Here is a 25,878-nt window from a genome sequence, read left to right as displayed (position 1 = left end):
CGAAGCGCCCACATGTGATCGAGGGGGCCGCACCCCCTACCGAGGGTCACCCCCGCGGCCAACGCGCCCGCGACGTAACGCTTGGCGCGAGCCACCGCATCCCGCACATCCCGCCCCTCGGCCAGGCCGCACGCAATCGCGCTCGAAAGCGTGCATCCCGTGCCGTGGGTGTTCTCCGTATCGATGCGCTCGCCCAAAAGCCACGCGCACTCCCCGCCGGAATAGAGCAGATCGTCCGCCCTGCCGCCGTCGATGTCGTGCCCGCCCTTGATCAGCACCGCTCCTTTTGTCAGCAGCGCAATCTTGCGCGCCGCGCACTCCATGTCGCCCTTCGTCCCGATGCTCATCCCCGTCAAAGCCTCTGCCTCGGGAATATTCGGCGTCACCACATCCGCCATCGGGAACAGCTCGCTCACGAGCACATCTTTGACCCCTTCGCCCATAAGCGCCGACCCGCTTGTGGCAACCATGACCGGATCGACCACCACGTTCGATGCGCCATGAGCGCGAAGCCCTTCGGCGATGGCCCTCACGAGCGCCGCCGACGACACCATGCCGATCTTCACCGCGTCGGGGAGGATGTCGTCGAACACCGCGTCGATCTGCGCGCGCACGAACTCGGGCGACGAATCGAACACGCCCGCCACGCCTGTAGTGTTCTGGGCCGTGAGCGCCGTGATGGCGGTCTGCGCAAACAGCCCTAGCGCCTCAATGGTCTTGATGTCGGCCTGGATGCCGGCTCCGCCCGAGCTATCCGAGCCCGCAATCGAAAGCACGCTTTTCAGCGAGTAGCCCATTGGCCCTCCTTCCGAACGCCGCCCCTGCCTACACGCATCGGCGGCGATTCATTTCCCATGATGTATGAATCAGCGCAAACTCAAGCGGTCGAGCTTCGATCGCAGGACGCGCGCCGATGCCTTCACGTCATCTGCTGCGAACAGGGCCGACACCACCGCAGCGCCGCTTGCTCCCGTGTCGTCAAGCACCCCTACGGTATCCGCGTTAAGCCCCCCGATGCCCACTACAGGAATGTCCACCGCAGCGCAGATGGCAACGAGTTCCTCACGCGTCACATCCACCGCGTCGGGCTTAGTTGACGTAGGGATGAGCGCCCCGACACCCAGATAGTCGGCTCCGGCCGCCTGAGCCGCCTTCGCTTGCTCCACCGTCTGAGCCGACACGCCCACGATTGCATCCGGCCCCAACGTGCGTCGCGCTTCGGCGCATGCCACGTCGGACTGCCCCACGTGCACGCCGTCAGCGCCCGACGCGAGCGCCGCCTCCACATCGTCGTCGATGACGAACGGCACGCCCGCTTCTCGGCACACCGGCAGAATCGTGCGCGCTAACACCACGATCTCGTCGGTCGAAAGATTCTTCTCGCGCAATTGTACGAATGTCGCACCGCCCGCGATCGCCTGCCGCACGCACTCAGCCAGCGTACGGCCATGAAGCCATGCGCTGTCCGTGACGGCATACAGCCTCATTCCCTCCCGAATGGCGTCCGGAGTCCACGCTCCACGAGACGGTGGAACAAACGGCGCGCCATCACGCGCATGAGGCTTTTCGCCTGCTGCCATGGCTATAGCTCCTCGACCTGGGCGAGCCGCGCCAGATCATCGCCCGAAAGCAGCGAGAGCGCATCCATGAGGTAGGTGCGGAACGTGCCCGTGCCGTCGGCCTCGGTCATGCGCCCTTCCGCCTGCTGGCCGGCGGCGCCCATATGCACCACGGCGGAAAGCGCGGCCTCAAGCGCGTCATCGGCATAGCGCGCCACATACGCGCCGGAAATAGCGGAAAGCATGCAGCCCGATCCCGTGATGCGACCCTGCAGCGGGGTTCCGTTGCTCACGGCGAACGCGCGGTTCGCATCCGCTACGATGTCGATGGGGCCGGTGATAGCCACCACGCATCCCGCCTTAGCGGCAAAGTCGCGCGCGAAGGCGGCGGCGCGGCGTGCCGCATCCATATCGGTCACGGCGTCCTCGGGGTTTACATCCACGCCCTGGGTAGCCGCGGAGGCGCCCGCGATGGCCTTGACCTCGCTCATGTTGCCGCGCACAAGCGTGACCGGCAGTGTGTCAAGCAGTTCGCAAGCGGTCTTGGTGCGCAACGCCGAGGCGCCTGCCCCCACCGGGTCAAGTACGATCGGATGGCCCAGGCTCGCCGCACGAGCCCCGGCCACCTTCATGCCCTCGATGCTGCGCGCGTTCAGCGTGCCGATATTGAGCACCAGTGCGTTGCAGATGGAGGTGATGTCCTCCACGTCGGCAGGTTCGTCGCTCATGATGGGGCTACCGCCTACGGCGAGCACGGCGTTCGCACAGCCCTCGACGGTCACGTAGTTCGTGATGCAGTGAACAAGCGGGGTTGTTTCGCGCACGGATTGGGCGCAGGCGGAAATAGATGCACTGATAGACATGTTTTCTCTCCCTTCGTTGGCATTACCCATGTCAGGTTCTGCGGGTCGGTGCGAAGAAGCACCCTCTCAGCCCGCTTCGGCGAGCTCCCCGTATGTGCGTATGCGATTATAGTCGTTTCATTCGCATCGGATCACCCCGGCCTCAACCCTTCCGGTATGCGGCACATAAACCCACCGGCCCAGTGCGGCCCGCCCACAGCGGTCGAAGCCTGTTCGGTGCGAAGATCGATACAGTCGGTATAAAAACAGCCTTATTGGCTACGGTTTGCGGCGATCGGTATAAAAATCGCCTTATGTGCGGGGCGTTTCGGCGCTGTGCCGAAGTGCATATGGCCACGATTGGAGAATAAATTATTAAAATCCCAGTTCAAAGATTTAGAGTTCCTCCTCTGTCGCTTTTTTTGCATTCGTTCTCGCAGAGAGACAACGCCAATAAAGCGATTTTTATACCCAAGGGGTCAAAACGTAGCCAATAAGGCATTTTTTATACCGGGTTTTTGTCACTGAGCGCGCAGAGCGACAATGCGGGCAAAAACACGAGGGCATCGCCTTCGGCAACCTCGATATGAGCCGCGCGGCCAGTGAATTCGTTGGAAACTCCGCGCGAGGAATCGCAAGCAAGCATGAAGCCCTCAACTTCGTAAAGCAGCCCTCGCTCCGTCACCCGCGCATCGCCGCCCATGGCGCACACCGACACGATGCCTTCAAGCCCGCCGGGCAGGTCGAGCGAAGCGCATGGCGATGGGACCGCGGCGGTATCGACACGTCCCTCCTCCTGGGTCTCATTCGAAACCATGTTCGCAGGAGCAAGCGACCCGGCCTTCCCCGACGACAAGACAGCGACCACATACCCCTCGCCCACCGCAGCGACGCACATGCCCGCGCGAGCGAAATGGACGAGCGTCTGCAGTGTGGCCATGGTCTGGTCGAGCCTACCGCCGAGTGCGCCATATACCGCGGCAGACGGAAAGCCCCGGCGATGCGCCCACATGAGTGCAAGCTCCAAGTCGGTTTCGTCCTTCATCACGGGATGGCGCTCGACCACCGGGGCATCGGGCTCATAGCCCAGCGAGTCGAAATCACCCAGCGCCACATCCGGCATGACGCCCGCGGCTTCAAGGCTGGCGAATCCGCCGTCGGCCGCCACCACGCACGCAAATGCGCCCGCATCATACTCGCGCAGAAAATGCCCCGCGTCGAACGACGCCGACCCGACAATCGCGCAGCATTGAGAGAAATCCATGGATTCGCCTTTCACCAACTCTTCTTCGGTCGGAAAATCCTACACCACCAAGCCCGCCAATGCTACAATATGCCGGCTATGCGGGCCGGACGGTCGCGGGAGGGCAAAGCCCCTCATGAGGAAAGTCCGGGCTTCTTGAGGCAGGATGCCGGCTAACGGCCGGGCGGGGAAACCCGACGGATTAGTGCTGAAGAAACTTAAACTCCCACTGGCGCCCTCAGGCGTTAAGAGAAAAGCTGAGAAGGTGTGGTAAGAGCGCACCAGCACGTTGGTAACAGCGTGGCTTAGGTAAACCCCATCCGAAGCAAGGGCGAATAGGCATGCGATACGGTTGAGCCTCTCCGTGCATGCGGGTAGCCTGCTTGAGGCGTACGGCGACGTGCGTCCTAGATAAATGGCCGTCTTCAAAGACAGAACCCGGCTTACAGGCCCGCTACGGCAAAAGAAAAGCTCCCGAAAGGGAGCTTTTCTTGTTTAATCAATGTCGCCCAGATCGAAGGCGTCGGAGGCGTCTCCGAAGCCGCTCAGGTCCTTCTCCACTGCGGAAGGCTTCACCTGAGCCGGGATGGTGGCTGCAGGCGTCACGGGCGCGGCAGCGCCGGTTGCGGGCATCGCGGGCGCCGTGTAGCTGGGAGCGACCGCTCCGGTGGCGCCGGCGGGCGCAGGCTTATGGACGGGTGCCTGCACGGGACTGGCGAAGCGGGCATGGGCACGCTTCTTGCCGTCGCGCTTGGCAAGCTCGTCCTCGATGTCGTCGAGCTTCTTGTTCGCATCTTCGATGAACGCCTTCAGAGCCTCGGAGTAGCTCTCGCAGGTCTGCTTGTGGGAGCGCTCCAGCTCCTCGATGGCGTCTTCGATCTTGATGCGCTCGGCGTTGGCGCGGTCGACGATATCCTCGGCATCGGCCTCGGCGTTGTCGTGGATGCGCTTGGCCTCGGCGTTGGCCGCGTCGATGACCTCCTGGGCGGAGCGCTGAGCCGTCACGAGCGCGCTGGCGATGGCGGAGGCGTCGCTCTTCTGCTCCTCAAGCTGACGCTCGAGCTCGGCGATGCGGGCATCCTTCTCGTCGTCGGTCGCGGAGGCAGCAGGCTCCTCCTCGGCATCTGCCTGAGCGGCGAGCTCCTCGGGAAGCGCCGGCTCGGCGAAAGCGGCATCCATATCCATGGGCCCATCATCAAGGTAACCGCCCTGGCCCTCGTACTGAGCGAGACGCGCATTCAGCTCGTCAATCTCGGCGTTCAGGTTGTCGATCTCGGCGGCAACATGCTCCAGGAACACGTCCACCTCGTCGACGTCGTACCCCTTGCGGTCGACAGTGAAGCTTTGGTTGTGAATCTCTTCGGAAGTGATAGCCATATCCGCTCCTTATTCCTTTCCTTGCCGACCTAGAGGATGCTCACGATCAGCCGTACTGCAAATTGTAATACAAGCAGGGCCACGATTGGCGAAACGTCAACCATGCCTCCAATAGGCGGGATGAACCGCCTGAACAGGTCAAGATACGGGTCGCAAAGCTTGCCCAAGATGGTGTCGATGTCGCCCACGATGCCGGTCTTCTGGGGAATCCACGACATCAGGACGTACACGAACAGGATCATGCTGTAGACGTCCGCCAGCGTAACGATGAGGTACTGGAGGGCGTACATCCTACATCAGCCCCTGGTCGCGCAGGCGTGCCGCCTCGCCCTCGGTGAGGCCGACGCCGCGCGTGAGCGCGAACACGTGGCCCGACACGCACTCCACGCGCGCGTCGAGCGCGCAGGCGACGCCGAAGCTGAAATCAAGGATGCGCTTGCCCAGCGCTTCGGGGGTGTTGCGCAGCGAAAGCACGGCGACATCGCCCGACTTGAGAATCTTGGCAATGCGCTCGGCCTCGGCATAGCTCTCGGGCTTGATGACCGTGAGAATGCGCGTCGCACGCTGGGTGACGCGAGGCTCCACAACGGGGCTTGCCGCCGGGCCTTGGCTCTGGGGCACCGCGCGGGAATCGCGCAGGGCGCCTGTCTCGCTCGCGGAAGCGGCGCGCGACGGCTGCGTGCTTGTCTCGAACAGGCTGTTCAGACCCGGGGAACGCTGCTCATCGGCGCGCAGAGACGCCAGGTCACGGTTGGGGCGCGTCGCCTGCGGGTCGTCGGAAGGCGTGTACTGCGTATGGGCGCGCACGTCATTCGCCGTCACCAGTTTGGGGAGAGAAGGCGAGAACGAACCCGTCAATGCGGGCTCCTGCGCGTAATCGGCGTTGTCGTCGAACGCGTACTCGCCGAAATCCTCGCTCCCGAAATCATCGTAGCTCGGCGTTTCGCGCACGGGCGTGCGGCGCGAGCGCGCAGGCTGGGCATCGCGGGGGCTGAAACGGTCTTTCAACTCGTCGAAGCTAGGTATCCTCAAATCCATAACGTCAATCCACCTTATCGTAGTCAATCGGGCGCTTAGGCATAGTTTTCGCTGAATATCGCGCGACCGATGCGTACCATGGTAGCGCCTTGGGGTATGGCTTCTCGGTAATCGTCGCTCATTCCCATCGAAAGTTCATGGAGGTCCACGTTTTCGATGCCGCGCTCACGAAGGGCGGCGCGCATTGAATCGCGAAGCTCCGCAAGCCGCTTGAACGTGGCGGCGGCGCGGTCCATATCGCCCTGGGGCGCCATGGTCATGAGCCCGCGCACGCGCACGTGCTCGAGCGCGGCGCAATGCAGGAGCATGTCCAACAAATCGTCGGCTGGAAGGCCCTGCTTGTTCTCCTCCCCGTCATTCACCTCGATGAGCACATCCTGGACAATCCCCTGCTCCGCCGCCAGGCGCTCTATGCGATCGGCGTGGCTTTCCTGGCATAACGAATGGATGAGACAGGCGCGGCCCACGACCATATTGAGCTGACGGGATTGGATGTTGCCGATGAAGTGCCAGCGCTCCTGAGGAAACGCATCGTGCTTGCGTGCGAGCTCCGCAGGGCGATTTTCTCCGAAATCATGCACTCCGGCGGCAATCGCCTCCTCGACGGCATCAATGTCGACCGTCTTGGAGACGCCGATCACGCGCACGGCGTCGCGCGGCCTTCCGCAGGCCTCGCACGCGTCCGCAACCTCGGCGGCAATCGCTTCGTATCTTTCCCTCAACGTCATCGTGACAACTCGCCTCTTTCACAAGACGGCGCGGCGCATGACCGCCTGCGTCGTATATCCAAACGTTCCGGTGACCCTAGCTGCAAGGCGTCGTCTTGATCGCAAACGCCCCATGGCGCCCGCACACGCCCCCGCTGGCGCGATAGGAGAAGAACCGCCGCCCCTCGTCGCATACGGTGCATATGCCCGCGTCGACGATGCGGCTCTCGTCAACGCCGACGCCGCACAGGGAATTTCGCAGCGCCCGCGACAGATCCACATGGCGCGGGTCGGGAACGCAGTCCTCGCCGAATTCACAAGAGAACACTTCGCTGACCTCGGTGCCCACCTCGAAATGACACACCCCGATATGGGGACCGATGTAGACATTGACCTGATCAGCGGAAACGCGGTCGATCTCACGCAGAGTGCGCACTGCGCCCTCGGCGATGCGCGCGACCACGCCCCTCCATCCGGCATGCACCACGGCAAAATGCCCCGATGGAGCCACCATAATCAACGGCGCGCAATCCGCGAAGCACAGCAGCGTCGACACGTTGTCGCAAGCGACCACCACGCCATCGGCCCCGTCCTGCGTCGAGGCGTTCACGGCGGAAGCCTCCTTCGCACTGCGGCACACAGCCACGGTATTCCCGTGGACTTGACGAGGACGAATGCACACATCCTCCGATGCGCCAAACGCATCGAGCACGCGCGACACATTCCGCCTGACGCGTTCCGGATCGTCGTCCACATGACGGCCCAGGTTGAGCGACGCATACGCGCCTTCGCTCACGCCGCCCGTCCTTTCGGTGAACGCGATGCGCACCCCGCATGCTTCATGCAGGCTCTCATCGGTCAGAACAGTGCAGGAGCCGAAACGACCCTCGACAAGCCGAGGGTACGGCAATGCGAGGGTCGTTGCAGCATTCATTTCGCTATGTCCGAGCACGGACGCTACGTCCTATCGGCGACGCAGGAAGTCGGGGATGTACTCCTCGTCAGCGATGCGGGTGGAGGCGGCATTAGCCGACGCGGCAACCGGAGAGGTAGGATGGCTCTGGTTGGACGTGTAGGTGTCGCGGATCGGCGCGGTGGACGCGAACAGATCGTTGCGAGCGCTGTCGAAGTCGATCGTGGACTGCGATGGGCGGGAGAAGCCGGTGGCGATAACGGTGATGCGCACCTGATCGCCCAGAGTCTCGTCGATGATCTGGCCGTAGATGATGTTGGCATCCTCGTCCACGACGGCCTCCATGGCGCGCGCAGCGGCGTCGACCTCGGCAAGCGTGAGATCCGGACCGCCGGCGATGGAGAACAGCACGCGGCTGGCACCCTGAATCTCAGCCTCGAGCAGGTTGGAGTTGATGGCCTGGGTAGCGGCGTCGAGCGCACGGTTCTCGCCGGTGCCGAAGCCGATGCCCATCATGGCCGTGCCGGCGTCCTTCATGACGGCGCGGATGTCGGCGAAGTCGAGGTTGATCAGGCCCGGGATGGTGATCAGGTCGGTCACGCCCTGGATGCCCTGGCGCAGCGTGTCGTCGGCGATGCGGAACGCGTCGAGCATGGAGGTCTTCTTGTCGATGACCTCGAGCAGGCGGTCGTTGGGGATCACGATGAGGGTGTCGACCTTCTGGGAAAGCAGGTCGCAGCCCTGTTCGGCCTGGTTGCGACGTACGCGACCCTCGAAACCAAACGGCTTGGTCACGATGCCCACGGTAAGCGCGCCGATTTCCTCACGCGCGATTTCGGCAACCACGGGAGCAGCACCCGTGCCGGTGCCGCCGCCTTCGCCGGCGGTGACGAACACCATGTCGGCCTCGGCAAGCGCGTCGCGAATCTCGGAACGGGACTCTTCGGCCGCCTGGCAGCCGATTTCGGGATTGGCGCCGGCGCCCAGGCCGCGCGTCAGCTCCTCGCCGATATGGATAACCTTATCGGCGTTGGACTGGAGCAGGGCCTGCTTATCGGTGTTGACGGCGATGAACTCCACGCCCTTGAGACCGGCCTCGACCATGCGGTTGACGGCATTGGTGCCGCCGCCGCCCACGCCTACGACCTTGATGACGGCCAGATGATCTGAACCAATGTTATTAGGCATCGTATCCTCCACACGTGCGTCGTTTATGCTGCGTTTCTCTGCAATCGCATCGGTAGCGTGCAAACTTGCATGCGCTTTCACGAAGAAAGCATGACAGTACTACTTTACACGAACGAGCCGACATTGCAAGGAATTGACCCCGCGTCGGCGCCCATCTTCCGCCGAAGCTACAGAAATTATGCCGCCCGCCACGTGGGACTATCCACCACGCGCACGTTGATATAGGCGACCTTGCCCGGATTGTCAGCGAGCAGTTGAAGGCAGATGCGCTCCTTTTCGCGAATATCCTCGGCCACGCCGAAGTCTATCTCGACCTTGGACTCAAGGGTGAGGCGCGTGCTTTCCGCCGACTGCGCCGACACCGAAACGATCTGATCTTTGAGCTCGGTGGTGAGCCCCGTCACGATGTCGAGCGCGTTCACGATCGACTCGTCGGTGCAATACGCTCCGATTTCAGGGGACACGCCCGTGCCCACGTCCTTGATCGAGAACACGTTCGCAGCGTCCTCGATAATCTTGGGGCTCACGGTCTGCGCTTCCTCGGACCCCTCTTCAGGCACCAGGCAGAGCCACATGCCGTCCGTAGACAGCGCCCAGATCTCGGTGGACGAGCCGTCCTGCGTGGTCACCTGCACCGTCGCACCGATCTGGCGTTCGGTCACGGCGAGGTTGAGCGTGTCGGGGAACACGCGCTGAACGTCCACGTCGGCAACCCACGCATCGCGCATGATGCTCTGCTTGATCGCCCCCGCATCCACACGCAGAAGCGTGGTATCGGAAGGCACGTTGGCAAGCTGGGTCATCTCGTCGGCCGTCAGATGCTCGACGCCCGACACCGTCACCTGCTTGATGTCGAACAAGGGGGAAAGATACACGCCCACCGCCGCAACGGCGAGCACGGCCACAATGGCGAGCACGGCGATCGCCTTCGCCATATGAGCCCGATAGGTTTCCTGCGCACGGCGGCGATGGGTGTCCTGGGCAAGGGACCCCACCTTGACCGTGGACACGCGAGGCGCGGCGCTGCCCAAATCGCGTCGCTGCGCATACGCACGACGGTCGTAGCCGCCCGTACGCGACGGACGACCCGTGCGCGGCACCGACGAACGCGGAGCCGAACGTCGCGCCTGTGGGCGTTGTCTGCTATTGCGCGAAGCCAAGGAAACGCACCTCCGGTACAAGCTCTACTCCGCAGCGCTCTCGCACCGCATCCTGTGCCGCATGGATGAGCGCGAGCACTTCCACCGCGCGCGCCTGCGACCGATTGATGATGAAATTTGCATGCAGCTCGGAAATCTGGGCGCCGCCGCAGGTGGCCCCCTTCAGTCCCGTGCTTTCCACGAGGCGCGCCGCCGATGCACCCTCTGGGTTGCGGAACACGCTCCCGCACGAAGGGTACGACAAGGGCTGCGTCTTGCGGCGCCTCGAACGCGATGACTCCATGCGCGCACGAATCTCTTCGGCGTCGCCGGGCATGCTCGACAGCTCGCATTCAAGCACGATTTCGTCGAACGGCAGCGAGCTCTGGCGATATCCCCATTCAATATCCGCAGCATTGTAGCGACGAAGCCCCGAACCGGGCCGAAGCGTGGTGACAGACACCACGCGGCTTCCCAGGTAGTCGCGGCTCGTGCCGGCGTTCATGCGCAGCGCCCCGCCCAACGTGCCCGGCGTGCCCACCGCGAACTCGAAGCCCTCGCGCGCATGGGCATGGGCCTCGCGCACCACGTGCGATAGGCGGCACGATGCGCCCGCCGAGAACGTGCCGGATTCTTCGTTGTATACGCAGGCCGAGAAACCCGAACCCAGTGTGATGACGGCACCATCGAACCCGTCATCGAATACGAGCAGGTTGCTCCCCTGCCCCACGGCGACCCAGGGCATGCCGGCCTCACGGCACGCATCGGTAGCGCGCACGAGGGCAGAAAGCGAATCGGCACGCACCAGATAGCGTGCCGGCCCGCCGATTCGGTATGTGGTATGGCGGCTCATCGGCTCGTCTTCGAGGACGATGCCCTCGAAATCGCCGGAAAGAGCCCGAACAAGATCAAGCGTCACGACGCGCGTCCTCGCCTTTGCGCACTTCTTCGAGCAACACCGGGCCGAACGTGGTCACATCTCCCGCGCCCATCGTGAACACGAGGTCGCCGGGACGCACCAGGCTCGCCATCGTCGAGATCGCGTCATCTTTCGTCGGCGCGAACACGGCATCGGCAGAAGCGTTGTGCGCCTTGATTGCCTGAACGATGGCGTCTCCGCTCACGCCCTCAATCGGGGCCTCGCCCGCTCCGTACACATCGGCCACGACCACGCAATCCGCGACATCGAAGGCCTCGCCGAATTCGGCGGCAAGGCTTTGGGTGCGCGAATAACGATGGGGCTGGAACAGCACCATGATGCGCTTGAAGTCAAGATCGTTGCCGGCGGCGAGCGTCGCCTTGATCTCTGTGGGATGGTGCGCGTAGTCATCGACCACGGTGATGTCGCATGCATCCCCCACGAGGTCGAACCTGCGGCGCACGCCCGAATAACGCATAAGTCCCGCAGCGGCGGCTTCGACATCCTCGCCCAGCGCATAGATCACGCCCAACACGCCTGCGGCGTTGAGGGCGTTATGGCGGCCGGGATTCTTAGGCAGCGTGCAGGCGACCACACGGCCGTCGGGGAACGCCACGTCGAACAGAGCGGCAACCCCCTTGGTCCGGTAATTCTCCACGCGGATATCGCAGTCGGCATTGAAGCCGTACGTGAACGAGCGCTTGGCGGACGAACGCGCCAGACGAACGAGCTCGGGGTCTTCGCCGTACGCCACCACGGCGCCATCGTCGGGCACCGACCCCATGAACTGGGCGAACGTGGCACGAATCTCATCGATGCCGCCCACGTAGTGATCGAGATGGTCCGCCTCCACATTGGTGACCAAGGCCACATAGGGCGAGAGGTTCAGGAACGACCCATCGCTCTCATCGGCCTCGACCACACAATAGTCGCCCTTGCCGGACGCAGCGTTAGACTGATATGCATCGACGATGCCGCCCACGACGAACGTGGGATCGAGCCCCAGAGCGTCCACCACCGTAGCGAGCATTGAGGACGTGGTGGTCTTGCCGTGCGTGCCCGCAGCGGCGAGCGTCTTCTTGCCCTTGCCCAGCTCAGCGAGCATGCGGGCGCGCTGCCACACCGGAATGCCCATCTCCCGTGCGCGAATCATCTCGGGATTCGTCTCGGGAATAGCGGTCGAAGCCACCGCGACATCGCAGTCCTCGGGCACGTTGGCGGCGTCCTGGCCGATATGCACCGTGACACCCGCCTCCTCAAGCTGGTCGGTATAGCGCGACTTCTTCATATCGGAGCCGCTCACGATATAGCCCAGGTCGGATGCGACGCGGGCGATTCCGCTCATGCCCACACCGCCGACGCCGATGAAATGAAGGCGCTTCGTTTCGGCCATATTCGTGCTCCTTGTCCTCAATAACCTCATGCTTATACGGTAATGTTCGCGACCGGATATTGTAGCCCAGCCGCCCTAGCCGCGTGCGAACCGACACACAACATCCGCCAATGCGGCAGCCGCGTCCTCGGTCTTGAACGCCGCGGCATTGGCGCGCATCTCGTCGCGCACCGTCGCGTCGGTCACCAGGGACATGACCTTTTCGGCGAATTCCTCGGTGTCGAGCGCGTCGTCGGGCATCATATACGCCGCCCCGGCGGCGACGTAGGCTCGCGCGTTGGTGGTCTGGTGATCCGCAGTCGCAAAGGGGAACGGCACCAGCAACGCCGGCAGCCTCAAAGCAGAAATCTCGGCGAGGGAAGTCGCTCCGGCACGCGAGATGACGCAGTCCGCCGCGGCAAGCGTCTCGGCCATGCGGTCCTGATAGGGCATGATATGCCATCGTGCGGATTCCGCATCGGTCAGAGCCAGCCCCTCGAGCGTGGCATCGTATTCTTTCGGCCCCGTGATGTGTACCACATGCAGGCCCTCCACATCCATCAACCGATGCTTGAGAGCCGTGATGGCCTGGTTGATATGGCGTGCCCCGAGGCTTCCGCCGAACACGAGCAGCATCGTAGCATCATCGGGGATGCCAAGCATCGCACGCCCCTCTTCGCGCGTGGCAGAAAGCACCGAGCTGCGCACCGGGTTGCCCGTGACAACCACCTCGCCGGGAATGTCGACCCCTTCCGCCGCGACACCGTAAGTCAATGCGACTGCACGCGCACGTTTCGCCAAAAACTTGTTAGCCATGCCCATGACGGAATTCTGCTCATGCACCACCACGGGCACACCCAGCTTTTCGGCCGCCATGCCCACGGGAATGGACACATATCCGCCAAACCCCACCACGGCGGCGGGACCGAGCTCGCGCATCCAGGAACGAGCGCGCGACGCGGAACGAGCGATTTTCACGCTTGAGGTCACGAGCGTCCATGGCGCCTGACGGTCGAACCCGGCGGCATCGAACGCAGTGAACGGAATGCCCGCGAGCTTCACCAGACGCGCCTCGACGCCTTGGGGCGTTCCGGCGAAATGAACCTCGAAGCCGCGCTCCTGCAGCACTTCAGCAAGCGCCAACGCCGGATTGATATGGCCGGCGGTACCACCGCCAGACAGGACTATCTTCTTCAACGAACATCATCGCCTTCGGTCGTCGTAATACGTTCTATCCCTGCCCGTTCCCAATCGCAAATCACTCGAGCGGGACCGCGAGGAACGCGTCGTCGTATCCATGCCGGACGAACGTCTGGAACCCGGTGCCTCGGATGCGCGGGAATTTCGGTCGCTGCGCCTTCCGGGGCCTGCGCTGCGCAAGGATTCCCCAGAGAGCGCGTCCCTTTCTTGACGGGCCGCGCTTCGGTTTCTTCCGCCTCTCCCGCGCGAGGAGCCTAAGGATGCCACATCGCCTGCGCCCCTCGATCCGGAGCGCCTCGTGCGTCCGCGCCCTTCATTCATATCGTACGAATCGCCAGAAGCGGACGCATCACTTTCGACGCGGAGCACGTTGAGGTTGTTGCGGCGCTGCTCGTAGGGCGTGAGCACATTGGAACCGTAGCTCACCGACATGAGCACGCCCACGATGAGCAGAGACGATATGACCGACGATCCGCCCGATGAGATGAACGGCAGCGGCTTACCCGTAGTCGGAAACAGCCCGGTGGCGCATGCCATATTCAAAAAGGCCTGTCCCACCAGCATGACCGTCAGGCTGCCCGCCAGAATCTTGCCGAACTCATCCGGAGCCTTGGCGGCGATGCGCAGGCCGGCATAGAGAAACGCGATAAACAGGGCGATGACCGCAAGAGCGCCCACCATACCCAGCTCTTCCCCGATGATGGAGAAGATGAAGTCGGTCTCGGCCTCGGGAAGGTAGAGGAACTTCTCACGCGAGTTGCCCAATCCCACGCCGAAAAGGCCGCCTTGCGAGAACGCATAATACGAATGGATCAGCTGGAAGCCCGTGCCGTAGCCGCCCTCGCCGTCGTTCCACGGGTTCAGCCACACCTTCACGCGTTCGGCGCGATACCCCGTGCTCATCGCGACAGCAGCCACGACCACCAGCACCAGCACCACCGGCACCAGCAGCTTCAGGGGAACCTCGCCCAGCCAGGCGACCGCGAACACGCCCATGAGGATGATGATGGCCGAGCCCATGTCCGATTGCGTCTCGTACAGAAACGCGAGCGGCGCCAGCACCAGCACGAAGAACCACACGGCCGCCTGCTTGACGTTCATGGCGCCCTCGTTGAGGTCGCACATGATACGCGCCGCCCCGATGACCAGGATGATCTTGGCAAACTCGGTAGGCTGAAGGCTGAACGGGCCGATGTAGATCCAACGCTGGGCGCCCAGCGCCTCGGTGCCCACCAGAAGCACCGCCACCAGAAGCACGCACGCCAAGCCCCAGAAGATGTAGAACACAGGACCCGAACGCCAGATGTGGTACGGCATGAGCTTCGCGACGATGAGCGCGCCCAATGCGCCGATGCCTACGAAAATCGCCTGCTTGCTCACATAGGAGAGCACGCTTTCCTCGTCGGCAATGGCTTCGACGGTCGACGCCGAGAACACCATGACCAACCCGATGAGCACCAGCAGAATCACCGATACCATGAGCACGACGCGCGGCAGCATGATGTCGGCGGGCACTCCGCGGGCATCGGCCTGGTTGCGCGCCGCCTTTTCGGCGGAACGCGTCCCGTTGCTATGCATGAAAGAAAACGCCAAGGCGGCCGCCTAGCGTTCGGCGCGCTGAGCGCGGAACGCGACGAGATGCTTGAACACGCGGCCGCGATGCTCGAACGAATCGAACTCGTCGAACGACGCGCACGCGGGAGAGAGCACCACGGAATCCCCCGGCTGAGCGATCGAGATGGCCTCGTCAAGGGCGTCTTCCATATGCGCGGTTTGGACATGCGTCAGCGAGCTGCCTTCGAACGCTTTCATGAAGCGCTCGCCCGCGGCGCCGAAGCACACGACCGCACGGCAGGTTTCCTCGGCCGCCTTCACCAGGTCATCCAGCTCGGTGCCCTTGTCGTGACCGCCCAGAAGGAACACGGCGCGCCCCTTGGGATACGCGGAAAGCGCCTTGAGGGTGGCATCTACGTTGGTCGCCTTGGAGTCGTTCACGAAGTTCACGCCATCGATCTGGCCGCACGGCTCGAGGCGATGCTCCAAGGGCCTGAACGAACGCAGACCTTCGCGCACGGCGTCGGCGGAAGCACCCGCCTCCATGGCGGCAGCGGCCGCGCACAGCGCGTTGATCACGTTGTGGTCGCCCTTGATGGCAAGCCCATCGCGATGCACCAGGGAGAACTCCTCTCCCCCGCGACGAAGCGTGAGGATGCCGTTCGCGCAGAACGCCGCCCACGAAGCGCCCGAATCTTCGAGCGACACCTCGCAGACACGGGCACCCGTCTGCCTAATCTGCGGCAGCACTTCCTGGACGCCTTCGTCGTCGACGTTCACGACAGCGAGGTTGCCCTCGTTCATATTGGCGAATACGCGCGCCTTTGCCTCGGCGTAATTCTCATAGGTCATGTGCCAATACAGGTGATCCGGCGTGATGTTCAGAAGAATGGCCGCCTGGGGCGCGAAGTACTTCATCGAGGCCAGCTGGAACGAGCTGGTCTCGGCCACATACACGTCGCTTTCGCCCTGCGCCACCGCCTCGATGCAGGTGTTGCCAATATTGCCCACGGCCTCCACGCGCTCGTGTGCAGCCTTCAGAATGTGTGTGGTGAGCGTAGTGGTGGTAGTCTTGCCATTGGTGCCGGTCACCGCCACCCAGCGCGAATCTTGAGCGCTTTCACGCCAGGCAAACTCAACCTCGCTGATGATTTCTTCGCTCACATGGGAAGCATTCTCATAGAAACGCGAGAACTGAGAGATGCCGGGGCTTGCGATGCACAGGTCGTAATGGCCCTCGAACGTATACAGATCGAAATACACCTTGGCGCCGCGCGATTCGCAGTATTGCGCGAACTCCAAAGCGCCGTCGTTCTGCTCGCCCGCCGCAATGGTCAGGCTCGCAACGTCTTCACCCAGATGGCGTGCTTCAAGGCAGTAGCGCGCAGCGGCACGCCCGCTTTTACCCAAGCCCAGAATGAGCACATCGCCCAAATTCCTCGCCGCCCTCTTGCGGCCCACAATCATCTCACCAGTCATAATAACCTCCTCATACGGAGAACAAACAGGTCCCCAAAGGCGCACCTTTAGCGCATCGGCTCGCAGCGGGGCGGAAGGGCGGCGGGGAGGACCTCGCGCGCAGTTCCGCAAGAGCCGAACATGCCGTTCCCGGCATGTTCGAGCGAGTCAGGACTGTTTGAGCACGAGGTCCTCCCCGCCGCCCTTCCGCCCCGAACTCGCGAGAGAGGCTTCTACCCCATCATAAGCGGCTGCACGAACCACAGCACGAAGCCGAATGCGGCGAGCACGCCGGACACGATCCAGAAGCGGATGACCACCTTGGTCTCGCTCCAGCCCTTCTTCTCAAAGTGGTGATGCAAAGGTGCCATCAGGAACAGGCGCTTCTTGGTGCGCTTGTAGTACACCACCTGCAGCATGACCGAAATAGCCTCGGCAACAAACAGACCGCCGATGATGATGGAAAAGATCTCGGTCTTGGTCACGATGGCGGCGCAGCCCAGCGCCGTGCCCAGCGCGAGCGAGCCGGTGTCACCCATGAAGATATCAGCGGGATACGTGTTGAACCATAGGAAGCCGACGCAGGCACCCGCGATGGTGGCGCCAAACACGGCCATGGGAAGCATGTCGCAGCGGTACGCGATGGCCGCCATGACCAGCATGACCACCATCACCGTTCCGGCGGCCAAGCCGTCAAGGCCGTCGGTCAGATTGACGGCGTTGCTCATGCCCGCCAGCAAAACGTTGCAGAAGATGAGGTACAGCCAGGGAATCTGGAATCCGTTCTCAAGCCCGCCCACGGGGATGACCGTGGTCAGCACGCCCAGGTCAAGCGTGCACACGAACGGAATCTGCACCGTAGGCTCGATGCCGGCGAAGTTCACCACGGCAAGGATGAACGCGCTTGCGATGAGGAACTGACCGATAAGCTTGCCCTTGGGCGTCAGACCCAGCGAGCGCTCATGAATGACCTTGGACGCATCGTCGAACAGGCCCAGGGCGCCAGTGAGCACCGTCGCCAGAATGGCCGCGATGAACCCGAACGAAGGAGGCACCACCAAAAGCACCGTCACGATGATGGCGATCAGCATGATCACGCCGCCCATCGTGGGCGTGCCCTGTTTCACCAGATGGCTCTGTGGACCGTCGGCGCGAACCTGCTGGCCGATATGCGTGCGCGTGAGGAGCTTGATCCAGGCGGGCATCAGAATCATCGTGATGGCCGCCGCGACCACGAACCCCAGAAACACCAGAAACGTCGGATACGACGAGAACAGACTGCTTATCATGCGCCGACAACCCCCTCAACGACGCGGTCGAGACCCATGAAATGGGACGCCTTCACCAATACGACATCGCCCTCGGAAAGACGGGGCTTCACAGCATCCACCGCCGCCTGGGCGTCGGACACGCTTATCACTTGTTCCGCTGCCATGCCGGCATCGATAGCCCCCTGGGCTATGCGGCCAGCGAGCTCGCCTACGCACACGAGCACATCGACGCCCGCCTGAGCGGCGGCAGTGCCCGTGTCGTAGTGACCGGAATCCGACGCCTGGCCAAGCTCTCCCATGTCGCCCAGCACGGCAATCTTCTTGCCGGCTGCCTTATAGGAGGAAAGCATCTGGAGCGAAGCCTTCATGCTCGCCGGGCTCGCGTTGTATGCATCGTCGAACACGAGCGCGCCGCACGCCGCACGCTTGAGCTGCGCGCGACCCGCCTCGGGTTCAGCCGCCTCAAGCGCAGAAGCCACCTCATCCAGGCTCATGCCGCACGCCAGGCCCACCGCCGCAGCGGCGCAGGCGTTGTCCACATTGTGGATGCCGCGCAGCCCCAGCGTGAGACGCACGGAGGCATCGCCTGCATGCAGCGTGAAGCGAGGATGGCTTTCGTCGTCAAGCTCGACATCGGTCGCATACACGTCGGCGCATGAATCGCTGCCACCGAACAGCGTCACGTTCACGCCGTGCTCCTCGGTGCGCGAATGCGCGCGGATGAAATCGGTGAATTCTCCTTGGGCCTGCAAAAACGCCGTCCCGCCTTCAGGAAGCGCGTCGACGAGCTCCGCCTTGGCGCGAGCGATATTCTCGCGCGTGCCCAGATATTCGAGATGCGACACGCCCACATTAGTGATGACGCCCATATCGGGGCGCGCGGTCTTGCAGATGCGCGCGATCTCGCCGGCGTGGTCCATGCCCATCTCCACGACGAGCATCTCGCAATCCTCGGGCGTGATGAGCACCGTGTAGGGTGCGCCCAGCTGATTGTTGTAATTGCCCTTGGTAGCGTGGGTGCGGAATTTGCTCGACAGCACCTGGCGCACAAGGCCCTTGGTGGTGGTCTTCCCCACCGAGCCCGTGATGCCTACCACGGTTGCCGTCAGCATGGCGCGCCACGCCCGAGCAAGGGCGATGATGGCTTCTTCGCCGTCCTTCACGACGACGATTGCCGCGCCCGTCTCGCGAGCACACGCGGCCTCGTCTTCGCTGGGCACACGGCTCATGAGCGCTACCGCCGCGCCCGAGCGCATGGCCGAAGCGGCGTAATCGTTGCCGTCCACGCGCTCGCCCACGATGGCGACATACGCCCACCCTGGCTCAACCGAACGCGAATCCCAACTCAAACCGCATACCCGCGCTTGAGCGTCGAGAGGGGCAACCGAAAGATCGCCCCCTGTAATGCGTACTATGTCTTGTATCGAAAACTTCATGCGTCTTGCCTTCTAGCATTTCCTCCCGCACCCTTGCAGGGCGAACAAGGTCAGTCCTGAACGATGCCGTAGCGATCGATAGCATCCGCCATTATATCGTGAAACACCTCAGTGGTATTTCGCTCGTAAGGAACCTCGTTCACACCTACAAAACATACCAAGGGCAGCGACGCATCCGGCAAAAATCCCGTGAAATCCAGATTCCAGGACCCCGTGACGTATCCGCCGTGCTCTTCGTCGGCGTACTCCGCGGTGCCCGTCTTGCCGGCAACCCTGTAGCCGTCGATGGCGGCACCCGTGCCGGTACCATCGGTCACAACGGTTTCGAGCATGCTGGTCATCGTGGGAATGGCTTCAGTATTCTCGATGATCTGCTCGGTCTCATACGTCGGCGTCTCGCCCGTCTGGGGTTTCGAGATGAGTAGGTGCGGCGTGCATGCCACGCCGTTGTTGGCGATGGCGCCGTAGAATCGAACCATCTGCAGCGGCGTGACGGAAACGCCCTGGCCAAACGTCAGGTTGTATTTAGCGATGTTGGACCACGTGTCGATTTCCGGCGCGAGATAACCGCCCGCCTCGCCAGGGTAGTCGATGCCCGTCACGTCGTTGAGGCCGTAGGACAAAATCTTGTCGTACAGGGGGCCGAATCCCAGATAATCGCGCACCGCAAGCGTAATGCCCACGTTAGACGATTCGTTTATAATCTCGCGGAACGAGAACACGGCATCGGAACGCTTATGCGAGTCGGACACGGTATAGCCGTCTTCGGCCTCCAGATAGGCCGGGCAGTCAATCTGCACGTCGGGCGTGATGGACGTTTCCTCTAAAAGCGCCATGGCGGAAACCGTCTTGAAGATGGAGCCCGGTTCGAAGGCGTGGGTGACGGCCTTGACGGAATCCGCCCCCTCCTCGATCTTCGACGTGTTTGACGGATTGAGGTACGGCGTCGAGGCCATGGCCAGGATCTCGCCGCTGGATGCGTCCATGAGCACGGCGGATCCGTCGCTGCCTTCAATCTCCTCGACACCCTGGGCAAGCCTGTCCTCAAGGTCTTTCTGCATGTCGATGTCGATGGAAATCACGATGTCCTGACCGTCAACGGCGGGCTCATCCACCTCGGTGCCGTCGGGGATGGGGATGCTGTCGCCGTTCTTGTCAACGCCGCCCGTCTGGAACACGCGCTCGCCCGGCGTGCCCGAAAGGATGTCGTCGTAATACAACTCGAGGCCCGTGAGGCCATTGCCGTCCACATCCACCAGACCCACGATCTGGCCTGCGGTTTGCCCATAGGGGTACACACGCTTGGTGTCTTCGAGGAAATAAACGCCAGCCAGCGCCTTCTCGCGCAGCGCATCGGCCTTCTCCATGTCGGCCTGGCGCTTCACGTAGACGAAGGTGGTGTCCTGCGTAAGGTAATCCGTGTAATCCTCGGCCTTTCCGCCCAGCGTTTCCGCAAGAGCGTTCGCAGTGCCGTTCACGTCGGTGATCTCTTTAGGGTTGACGTAGACCGTAGCAGCCTCCACGCTGGTCGCAAGCACGTTGCCGTTGCGGTCATAGATGGTTCCGCGTCGCGCGGGAATGTCGATGCTCAGCGTGCGCGAGGCGGCGGCGGCATCGCTGTATTCGGCAGCCTTGATGACCTGCAGATACACAAGGCGGCCCGCCCATACCAGGGCGAGCCCCAGGAAGATGACCAGAAGCCACGCTAATCTGTTAGAAGGAATGCCCGGCCCCTGAGGGACCGCGTTGCCGTTTCGAGGCGCTCGCATGAAAGACGCCTAGCCTGCGTTCTCGATGGCCGAAAGGCTGCCAGAAAGAGAGAGATTGCCCTGCGCATCAGTGGCCACCACGTCAGGCGAAAGCGAAACCACGGTGGTTTCCGCAGGCGCCGCCATGCCAAGGCTCGTGGCCTCAAGCTTAATGTGCGTGGAGTTGGAGAGCTGGCTCTGCATGACTTCCAGATCGTTGCCGGCGGTGCGCGCCGTCTCGATCTGGCTGGAGAGCTCACTGGTCGCAATCGAGGTGTTCACACTCATGGCGGAAAGCCCCACGCGCACGCAGGCGATAACAGCGATGACGATGGCCACAGCCACCACCACGCGAGCGATGGTCATGATAGAAGCGGGAAGCTCGACTACATCCGAGTGAGCGCGGCGTCCCGGAATGACCCCGAATTCGGGCTCGGACTCGGGGCGGTATGCAGGCGCGGCGCTTCCGTAGAGATATGCGGAACGGGAGGATCCGACATATGCACGGCTCGAAGCGCGAGAAGTCTCCGACCGGGAAGCACGGTAGGAACGTTCGTTTCTCATACCGGCCTCCTTTCTGTGAATAAGCTGCGTTTCGGTCGGTCTTTCTTCGGCGGGGCAAACCCCGCGGGTTAACGTTTCAGTTTTTGCGCCACGCGTAGCTTTGCGCTGCGGGCGCGCGCGTTGCGTTCCACCTCTTCTTCGGTGGGAAGAATAGGCTTACGCGTGACCACCTTGAGCACCGGATTGGCGTGACACACGCAAATCGGCAGATCAGGCGGACAGGTGCACGTACGTGCATGCTCCGCGAAGGCCTCCTTCACGATGCGGTCTTCCAGCGAGTGATAGCTAATCACCAGGATGCGCCCGCCGGGATTGAGCCAGCGTATGGCGGCGTCAAGTCCGCGTCTGAGCACATCAAGTTCGCCGTTCACCTCGATGCGGAGCGCCTGGAAGGTGCGCTTCGCCGGGTGCCCTCCTGCACGGCGCGCAGAAGCGGGAATGGCGGCTTTGATGATGTCCACCAGCTCGCCCGTTCTTTCGATGGGCTTGCGTTCCCGCGCCTCGACGATGAACTGAGCGATTCGGCTCGCCCATCGCTCGTCGGAGTTGTCGCGGATGATCCGGGTGAGCTCTGCTGCGTCTAGGGTGTTGATGAGCTCTGCTGCTGTTGTGGTCTGTTTGCCCGGAGACATCCTCATGTCAAGCGGGGCGTCCTCCTTGAAGGAGAAGCCTCGCTGCGGAAGGTCAATCTGCGGCGAGGACATTCCCAGGTCGAACAAGAATACGTCCACCCCGGGAACCTCCGCCTGCAAGAGCAGTTCGTCCATGTCGCCGAAGTTGCCGCGGAGAAGCTCGATCCTGGGTGGTGTGGTTAAGTTGAGCGATTCCAGGCGAGCTCCCGCGGCCGCTAGAGCCATATCATCCTGATCGATGTCGATCAGGATGCCGTCAGGTCCCAGCATTTTGGCTACTTCGGACGAATGTCCTGCCCCGCCGAGCGTTGCATCCACGAACGTGTGCTGGGTTTCTAGGTGTGATTGTTCGAGGCACTCGGCGAGCAGAACAGGTATATGTCGGTATTGGGTTGTCATGAACACTCCTCGCCAGGCTTACCCAAACAGCAATGCGTCGAGATCGATGCTGCTCTGGTAATCCTCCCAGCGCTGCGTGTCCCACACTTCGATATGGTTGCTGTTGCCGATGAGCGTCACGTCTTTATCGATGCCCACCTTTTCACGCTGCTCTTTCGAAAGCGTGATACGCCCTGCGGCGTCGATGGTGCCCGGCATAGACAGCGAGTTGATTGCGAGCTCCAGGCTCACGTGCGAGGGCTCATTGGGATCGTATCCGCCGCGCTTTTCGAACAGCGACTCTTTCCACTTTTTGAACTCCTCGTGCGTATACACCAGCAGCTTGCCAGCTTTGGTGTTGCTCAGCACGACCATATCGGTGCCTTCCGGCAAAGATTTGCGAAATTGGGCAGGCAGAGACAGACGTCCCTTGGCGTCAACCTTGTAACGGTATTGGCCGAAGAGGTCGTTCAACCCCTGGCTCCTTCCTTTCCCACATCTCAACCGGTGACGCCATTATATCCCACTTTCTCCCACCATATTGGAAAAATCCCCCACTTTCAATCTACTATTGCCCCACCGCATCCTAAAACGCGCCAAAACAAAGCCGCCGCTTCCATATCCGGCGCATAAAAAAGAGACGGCACAAGATGTAGTGCCGTCCCCTGAATTCAAGTTTGTGAGGGAAATATGTTGTGGGCGGGATAAAGGGAACTCATCCAGACGCGAAACGTATTGCAGGTGGGAGATTCACCCACGGGTGGAATGCGCTCCGGGAGAATCGTTTTGTCAGTTTTGGCGAGTATGTAACCCACCCCAGCCCCAAATTCTGCCGCCGCGTCAGTTTTGCTGAGTATGTAATCCATCTTGAATAAAAATCTGATGATTTAGCAAGCCGAATTTCATTCAGGCCCTGCTTTCCCGCCGAAAACAAGGCCCAAGATGCCAGAATGCCCATCAAACACCGAATTTTTTCCTCGGAATGGATTACATACTCGGCAAAACTGACGAAACCGCGTAAAAGCATGTAAAAACGGATTGCATACTCAAAATAATTGCCAAACTTGCTACTTGGCCTCACTCTTTTCGTCTGCCGGACGGTGAAGCGCGACTTCCACAACGCACAATACTGCAGCGGCAATCAGGCACACAATGTGCACCAGCCAGCACAGATTGTCATTGACCGTGGGATGGGTAGTCCAGTCGGCAAAATTCACATGCATATGGAAATCGAATGAGGCGAAGGCCCCGTAGAAAAGCACATTCACCAATCCACCGCCGACAAACACCCACGCCCCGAACACTGCTATTGCCGCAGCAAGGCGAAACGGCAGCGCAGTACGCATGTATCGTAGGGAGAGAAACGTCGTCCACACCGGCACGAGCATCACCACAGCAATTAGATCCATGCGCAAAGCTTCTTCAAGCATTTTCCCGTCGTGCAGGCAGGTGGCTTACACCCAGAACATCAACAAGATTGACACTGCGGAAAGGTAGATGAGCCCCTTGTGTCGTGCGAGAGCATCCGCATCCGAGCGCCTCGCCGCCCACGCCAACACGAACGGCAACGCCACAATGCACACGCCGAACAGCAATCCCACGAAGGACAGGCTGAAATTCTGCAATCCAACCCATCCGTAGCGCCCGTACTCCACCAACATCAAGAGGTTCGCGCAAAGGTATGCCGAACAGAATGCTACCATGCCGCGCTCTGATTTCACCAACACAGGCACGTGCGTGAACGACGCTAGCAATAGGCACCCTGCAACAGCCCGTGCGATGTCGTAAGGAAACGGACCTAAAGGACTCTTTGTCGTGGCCGCTCCCATGATGACAAACAGATAAATCACGCTCCATACAATGAGCCACGCCAGGCGCACCTTATGATGCGTCTCCACCTCGCGCTCCATTCGGCGCTGGCGCTCGTCATCGCTCGCCGTGACCAACTCTTGCTCGCTCACGTCCAACGCCTCGCACAACGGCGTGATTTGCGTGATGTCGGGGTACGACACGCCGCGCTCCCACTTGCTCACGGCCGATTCGGTAACGTAAAGCTTCTGGGCGAGGTCGCGCTGTGAGAGTCCCTTTGCCTGCCGCTTCTCTTTTATATAGCCGCCGAATACCTGCTTGCTCTCCATGATGAGCCTCCTATTGTCCTCGACGATAAGACCGCATATGAGCGAAAAGCGCAACCGCGAAGCATAGGACGACGGTGACGGCAAGCGTCACGACGCTACCTTCAAGTCCCATAGCGCCGCCGGAAATCCATGCCGGACCGCCGATGGTTGCTCCGAACACGCTTGGATAATCGTTAGCCAGCATCACCGCGCCAAAGCCAATGCCGCCTAGTGCGTTCCACGCCGCATGCATCGCAATAGGTGCGGCGAGGCTTCCCGTGACAATACGCACTACCGTCAAAAGCACGCTCGCTGCCGCAATCTGCAGCACGGCAATCGGCCCACACACAAATGCACCAGGATGAAATGCGATGAATACTAACGTGGTTATGACGGTAGCCGCCACCACTCCACCGCCACGCGAAATTGCATCGAACGCATAGCCGCGCACGAGAATCTCCTGGAACGTCGCGTTTATGGCACATGCGACAATCCATACGGGAAGCGCAAGCACATCCGCAGGAACTCCCAAGGTTGCAACCCCTAAAGCAGCGAGCGCTCCGAACGCGAGCGCAAACCATAAAGCACCGCCCAGCAATCCGCCCACAAAGGCACCCACATGACGAAAAACGCTGTCGAACGCAAAACGAAAACCAACACTCTCACCACGATCACGATAAGCAATCTCCTCCGAAGCAGGGCCCATCCCCTTGCCCGCGCTTCGCCGCAACTCGGACGCATCGCAACCGAAACGCCCTAAAGCAAACGGACACACGGTTGCAGGAATGACGACAGTAGCTAACGATTCAACCTCGAGCGCCAATCGCAACGAAGCCGGATTATCTGAGAAAGAATTGACCAAAATTGGGTTGAAAACACCCGTCAACACCACCAAAGCAACAATCCATAGCGCGAAAAACGCCGCAGCCGCACCAAGAGGATGGCGGTCTCCCCACTTTTCTCCCACCGTACGACCTTTACGGTTAACGCTTGCCACCATTCCCATCATTTCAACCCCCTCACATGCCCAACGTAAGCTACGCATCGACTGCAACGGCAGCATGCGTGTCGCCTGAAACTCTCCGCGGCAACCGCATCCAGCCATTTATCGAGACCGGTACGACTCTCGCCTCCTTACGCCACGGATTCTTACGCGTCGGCATCACCTGCGTCAATGAAAACGCCCTCGACTGTCAAGCCAGGGCGTTTGAACAGGAATTATG

General features: G+C 61.7%; 25 protein-coding genes, 1 other RNA gene and 1 riboswitch. Of the genes, 1 reads left to right on the top strand and 25 read right to left on the bottom strand.

Features of this window, described 5'->3' with window-relative positions:
- The 4 genes from thiD to Q0J60_RS00875 all read right to left on the bottom strand — a co-directional run.
- On the bottom strand, window positions 1-797 hold a 797-nt coding region (thiD, locus tag Q0J60_RS00890), incomplete at its 3' end, for a bifunctional hydroxymethylpyrimidine kinase/phosphomethylpyrimidine kinase (protein WP_294438315.1).
- A 69-nt stretch (window positions 798-866) separates the two neighbouring features.
- Complete coding sequence (gene thiE / locus Q0J60_RS00885) at window positions 867-1,580, bottom strand: thiamine phosphate synthase (protein WP_294438314.1); 714 nt, start codon at window positions 1,578-1,580, stop codon at window positions 867-869.
- Between the two features lie 2 nt (window positions 1,581-1,582).
- Window positions 1,583-2,422, bottom strand: coding sequence for a hydroxyethylthiazole kinase (thiM, locus tag Q0J60_RS00880; protein WP_294438313.1), 840 nt, complete (start codon window positions 2,420-2,422; stop codon window positions 1,583-1,585).
- Window positions 2,416-2,524: riboswitch (TPP riboswitch) on the bottom strand. Its footprint overlaps the gene before it by 7 nt.
- A 382-nt stretch (window positions 2,525-2,906) precedes the next feature.
- Window positions 2,907-3,665 carry a thiamine diphosphokinase gene (locus Q0J60_RS00875; RefSeq protein WP_294438312.1) on the bottom strand — a complete coding sequence of 253 codons (759 nt, stop codon included), beginning with the start codon at window positions 3,663-3,665 and terminating at the stop codon, window positions 2,907-2,909.
- A 77-nt stretch (window positions 3,666-3,742) separates the two neighbouring features.
- Here Q0J60_RS00875 and rnpB point away from each other — a divergent pair.
- An RNA gene (rnpB, locus tag Q0J60_RS00870) (RNase P RNA component class A) lies at window positions 3,743-4,105 on the top strand.
- A gap of 34 nt (window positions 4,106-4,139) precedes the next feature.
- Here the strand turns inward: rnpB and Q0J60_RS00865 are convergent.
- The 21 genes from Q0J60_RS00865 to Q0J60_RS00765 all read right to left on the bottom strand — a co-directional run bounded on the left by Q0J60_RS00865 (window position 4,140) and on the right by Q0J60_RS00765 (window position 25,664).
- On the bottom strand, window positions 4,140-5,021 hold the full coding sequence (locus Q0J60_RS00865; protein ID WP_294438311.1) for a DivIVA domain-containing protein: 882 nt from the start codon (window positions 5,019-5,021) through the stop codon (window positions 4,140-4,142).
- Between the two features lie 29 nt (window positions 5,022-5,050).
- The gene (locus tag Q0J60_RS00860; protein ID WP_294438310.1) at window positions 5,051-5,311 is read right to left on the bottom strand and encodes a YggT family protein; all 261 of its coding nucleotides are present in this window, start codon (window positions 5,309-5,311) and stop codon (window positions 5,051-5,053) included.
- Window position 5,312: 1 nt separating this feature from the next.
- On the bottom strand, window positions 5,313-6,059 hold the full coding sequence (gene sepF, locus Q0J60_RS00855; RefSeq protein ID WP_294438309.1) for a cell division protein SepF: 747 nt from the start codon (window positions 6,057-6,059) through the stop codon (window positions 5,313-5,315).
- 35 nt (window positions 6,060-6,094) lie between these two features.
- Entirely contained in the window at window positions 6,095-6,787 is a 693-nt protein-coding gene (locus Q0J60_RS00850) for a YggS family pyridoxal phosphate-dependent enzyme (RefSeq protein ID WP_294438308.1), read from the bottom strand.
- 76 nt (window positions 6,788-6,863) lie between these two features.
- Window positions 6,864-7,700, bottom strand: a complete 837-nt coding sequence (locus Q0J60_RS00845) for a polyphenol oxidase family protein (RefSeq protein WP_294438307.1) — start codon at window positions 7,698-7,700, stop codon at window positions 6,864-6,866.
- Window positions 7,701-7,730: 30 nt separating this feature from the next.
- On the bottom strand, window positions 7,731-8,867 hold the full coding sequence (gene ftsZ, locus Q0J60_RS00840; RefSeq protein WP_294438306.1) for a cell division protein FtsZ: 1,137 nt from the start codon (window positions 8,865-8,867) through the stop codon (window positions 7,731-7,733).
- A gap of 176 nt (window positions 8,868-9,043) precedes the next feature.
- Complete coding sequence (locus tag Q0J60_RS00835) at window positions 9,044-9,967, bottom strand: cell division protein FtsQ/DivIB (RefSeq protein WP_294438305.1); 924 nt, start codon at window positions 9,965-9,967, stop codon at window positions 9,044-9,046.
- A 43-nt stretch (window positions 9,968-10,010) separates the two neighbouring features.
- Window positions 10,011-10,925: a UDP-N-acetylmuramate dehydrogenase gene (gene murB / locus Q0J60_RS00830; protein WP_294438304.1), complete on the bottom strand. Its 915-nt coding sequence runs from the start codon at window positions 10,923-10,925 to the stop codon at window positions 10,011-10,013.
- On the bottom strand, window positions 10,915-12,318 hold the full coding sequence (gene murC / locus Q0J60_RS00825) for a UDP-N-acetylmuramate--L-alanine ligase (RefSeq protein WP_294438302.1): 1,404 nt from the start codon (window positions 12,316-12,318) through the stop codon (window positions 10,915-10,917). The genes murB and murC overlap by 11 nt, the downstream gene beginning before the upstream one ends.
- Window positions 12,319-12,393: 75 nt before the next feature.
- Window positions 12,394-13,494 (bottom strand): undecaprenyldiphospho-muramoylpentapeptide beta-N-acetylglucosaminyltransferase, encoded by a 1,101-nt coding sequence (gene murG / locus Q0J60_RS00820; RefSeq protein ID WP_294438300.1) that lies wholly within the window; start codon window positions 13,492-13,494, stop codon window positions 12,394-12,396.
- A 6-nt stretch (window positions 13,495-13,500) separates the two neighbouring features.
- Entirely contained in the window at window positions 13,501-15,075 is a 1,575-nt protein-coding gene (locus tag Q0J60_RS00815) for an FtsW/RodA/SpoVE family cell cycle protein (protein ID WP_294438299.1), read from the bottom strand.
- 24 nt (window positions 15,076-15,099) lie between these two features.
- Window positions 15,100-16,530: a UDP-N-acetylmuramoyl-L-alanine--D-glutamate ligase gene (murD, locus tag Q0J60_RS00810; RefSeq protein ID WP_294438297.1), complete on the bottom strand. Its 1,431-nt coding sequence runs from the start codon at window positions 16,528-16,530 to the stop codon at window positions 15,100-15,102.
- 212 nt (window positions 16,531-16,742) lie between these two features.
- Complete coding sequence (gene mraY, locus Q0J60_RS00805; RefSeq protein WP_294438296.1) at window positions 16,743-17,798, bottom strand: phospho-N-acetylmuramoyl-pentapeptide-transferase; 1,056 nt, start codon at window positions 17,796-17,798, stop codon at window positions 16,743-16,745.
- A complete protein-coding gene (gene murF / locus Q0J60_RS00800; protein ID WP_294438295.1) occupies window positions 17,795-19,216 on the bottom strand; it encodes a UDP-N-acetylmuramoyl-tripeptide--D-alanyl-D-alanine ligase in 1,422 nt (473 codons plus the stop codon). The genes mraY and murF overlap by 4 nt, the downstream gene beginning before the upstream one ends.
- A gap of 50 nt (window positions 19,217-19,266) precedes the next feature.
- Window positions 19,267-20,985 carry a penicillin-binding protein 2 gene (locus tag Q0J60_RS00795; RefSeq protein ID WP_294438294.1) on the bottom strand — a complete coding sequence of 573 codons (1,719 nt, stop codon included), beginning with the start codon at window positions 20,983-20,985 and terminating at the stop codon, window positions 19,267-19,269.
- A 9-nt stretch (window positions 20,986-20,994) separates the two neighbouring features.
- Complete coding sequence (locus Q0J60_RS00790) at window positions 20,995-21,528, bottom strand: cell division protein FtsL (RefSeq protein ID WP_294438293.1); 534 nt, start codon at window positions 21,526-21,528, stop codon at window positions 20,995-20,997.
- A gap of 68 nt (window positions 21,529-21,596) precedes the next feature.
- Complete coding sequence (gene rsmH, locus Q0J60_RS00785) at window positions 21,597-22,559, bottom strand: 16S rRNA (cytosine(1402)-N(4))-methyltransferase RsmH (protein WP_294438292.1); 963 nt, start codon at window positions 22,557-22,559, stop codon at window positions 21,597-21,599.
- A gap of 18 nt (window positions 22,560-22,577) precedes the next feature.
- Window positions 22,578-23,012 (bottom strand): division/cell wall cluster transcriptional repressor MraZ, encoded by a 435-nt coding sequence (locus Q0J60_RS00780; protein WP_294438291.1) that lies wholly within the window; start codon window positions 23,010-23,012, stop codon window positions 22,578-22,580.
- A gap of 593 nt (window positions 23,013-23,605) precedes the next feature.
- Window positions 23,606-23,947 (bottom strand): hypothetical protein, encoded by a 342-nt coding sequence (locus Q0J60_RS00775; protein ID WP_294438290.1) that lies wholly within the window; start codon window positions 23,945-23,947, stop codon window positions 23,606-23,608.
- A 45-nt stretch (window positions 23,948-23,992) separates the two neighbouring features.
- A complete protein-coding gene (locus Q0J60_RS00770; protein WP_294438289.1) occupies window positions 23,993-24,676 on the bottom strand; it encodes a helix-turn-helix domain-containing protein in 684 nt (227 codons plus the stop codon).
- 10 nt (window positions 24,677-24,686) lie between these two features.
- The gene (locus Q0J60_RS00765) at window positions 24,687-25,664 is read right to left on the bottom strand and encodes a CPBP family intramembrane glutamic endopeptidase (RefSeq protein WP_294438287.1); all 978 of its coding nucleotides are present in this window, start codon (window positions 25,662-25,664) and stop codon (window positions 24,687-24,689) included.
- Between the last annotated feature and the right edge of the window lie 214 nt (window positions 25,665-25,878).

Origin of the sequence: uncultured Slackia sp. (assembly GCF_944321625.1) — a bacterium.
Taxonomy (GTDB): domain Bacteria; phylum Actinomycetota; class Coriobacteriia; order Coriobacteriales; family Eggerthellaceae; genus Slackia.
The sequence above is the reverse complement of the archived record's forward strand: the minus strand, read 5'-3'. Positions and strand labels throughout refer to the sequence as shown.